We start from the raw sequence: 2187 nt of genomic DNA, 5'->3' as shown, positions 1-2187 counted from the left end.
AATGGATGGTATATCACAAATAATAGTTAAATGACGGTTGTTGTCCAAAGTTAATTCTTATTAGAGTTTTTTTTTATAGCTTTATTATGATTTCAAATTATTGCGACGTTACTTTTTAATGGCATCAATGTTGATGCAAATCATATTGAAAGGAATAAGTGATGAAGGAATGCAACATCAACTTCAGTTTAAGCTTAATAACAGTCGTAATGTTATCTGGGCAGGCTTTCGCATCTCCAATCCCTGGTATTGAAGATGCTTATTTTACAGGGACAGATAAATACCTTGTTTATGATGATCCAAAAACAGCATGTGATATTTTTAATGGTAAAGTGGCTTTTATTAATAATTACCTTGATAAAAATGAAATGCCTGGGCGTATTTCGAATCTTTGTCAACATGCAAGTATTAGAGATGGTCAAATTGAAGAGCAGTTTTTAATTGCTTCACAAAATGGAGCCTATGGTCCGTGGTCATTTAATCGTAGCAACATTACAGAACAAATCGATGTTGCACGTACGATTGATATTTTGATGTTTTCACAGTCAGATAAAACAAACTACATCATGGCTGTTGATGGCAGCATGAATGTAACTCGTCAGGAACTTTTGCATAATGATCCTTATGGTGCGTCATGGACACGTACTTGGGATGATGAAAAAGTTGCTCCGCATTTCTATTATCGAGAAGGCTATATGGGACAGATGTTCCATGGTAACTCACAGTTTAACTTTATGTCGGGTGAATCGGCATATAACACCGCTAAGCAGAAAGCGATTCAAGCCGCACCGAATGATTCGAAAGAACAGGCAAGATTAACTTGGTTGTACTTAAGAAATGAGTGTGAGGATGATAAGACCAACGCAAGTTGTTTACCTGAGAAAGATTTCGGCAGACAGTTTGTAAATAAACAAAGCTTCCCATCATCGAGTAATGACAAAAAAGAAATTTCTATCGCGAATAGCACATCTTTTAGTTTTGACATTACAGGCAGCTTTGAGGCGAGTAAATCTGATGGTCCTTCAGCAGGCTTAGGAGTTGGCTTTGGTTTTAGCCAAGCAGAAGAAACCAGCCAAACTCACACGATGATGAACTTTGAGTCTGTTGATGAGGGCAATGATATTGGTCACTCTGTTGTTCAAACACTCAATACTAGTGCAGTTGGCAGTGCTGGCTGGTATGCCACTTATGGTGATCTGTTTGAAGATTGGCATGTTAAGAATGCACCTGAAATCTGGGGTAGCGATATATACCGTGTATATGATCTAAAGAGTTATGAATCTTGGCAAGAAAACTATACCGATGATAGTAACTCATGTACTGATCAGAAGTTAGTGTTTGGTAATGCGGTTACTGTTTCTCGCGCATATTTAAATACATATGGTTCAAATTGGGCAATCAATGAGAGCGAAAGTAAGTTGTACCAAAAAGATTCAAACTACGGCGTTGTGATTGATACGCAATGTACGACGGACTCAAATGGTCAAACTTACCGCACCATGAAAGAAACAATTCTATAGTAAAAGGATAATACGAATGAAATTTGTTAAAAGTGCGTTTTTCGCAAGTACGTTATTACTCTCTTTAACGGCAAATGCCCAAAGCCTCTCTACACTTGGAACTGTGGATAATGGCATCTTTAAGGAGATGCAGCAGATTCAAGCTCTGCAGCCACGCAATGCATTGGACTCTGCTGATATTTTCTTTATTGATAGTAACGACTTTGCGATTTCAGATCTCAGCAAGGACCTATTTGCAGATTTTAATACCATTGTGATTGTTGGTGATACGCAAAGAAATAAAGAGTTAATGATCAAGTTGGTCGGTTTTGGTATTGAGCGAGAGGTGGTAGCGATCACTAATATTCACGATATATCCAAGCGACAAATCAATACTTACACTAAAGGTAAAAAAGCAGAAGATAAGAAAGTGGCAACTGTATTAATGGACGTTATCATTCGTGATCTGAGAAAAAGTTAGTTTTTTTGATATACCACCGTTTTATGATGTGAGTTCGTATTAATCTTTAAATAGTGTTAGATCATAGCTATTAAGTGATGATAAGTGTGCAACATCAGGTGTTTATAGCCGTATCTTAGGATGCGGCTTTTTAACTATATACATCTGATTATAAGCTAATATAACGATCGATACTTTTTTGAAAACCATGATTTAATATAAATTAAT

General features: G+C 36.6%; 2 protein-coding genes. Both read left to right on the top strand.

Annotated features, from left to right (window positions below; all coding sequences use genetic code 11):
* Positions 1-161: 161 nt before the first annotated feature.
* Positions 162-1520, top strand: a complete 1359-nt coding sequence (locus tag E5A76_RS05715) for an excinuclease ABC subunit B (protein ID WP_161118364.1) — start codon at positions 162-164, stop codon at positions 1518-1520.
* A gap of 16 nt (positions 1521-1536) precedes the next feature.
* Positions 1537-1980, top strand: coding sequence for a hypothetical protein (locus E5A76_RS05710; RefSeq protein ID WP_053988687.1), 444 nt, complete (start codon positions 1537-1539; stop codon positions 1978-1980).
* The last annotated feature ends 207 nt before the right edge of the window (positions 1981-2187 follow it).

It is taken from the genome of Photobacterium lucens (assembly GCF_009873615.1).
In the GTDB taxonomy this organism is placed as follows: domain Bacteria; phylum Pseudomonadota; class Gammaproteobacteria; order Enterobacterales; family Vibrionaceae; genus Photobacterium; species Photobacterium lucens.
Note: the sequence above shows the minus strand (reverse complement) of the source record. Positions and strands in the feature narration are given on the sequence as shown.

What these genes read in the sequence shown, in the direction of transcription:
- E5A76_RS05715 (WP_161118364.1), top strand. Translation starts at nt 162, where the DNA reads ATGAAGGAATGCAACATCAACTTCAGTTTAAGCTTAATAACAGTCGTA.
- E5A76_RS05710 (WP_053988687.1), top strand. Translation starts at nt 1,537, where the DNA reads ATGAAATTTGTTAAAAGTGCGTTTTTCGCAAGTACGTTATTACTCTCT.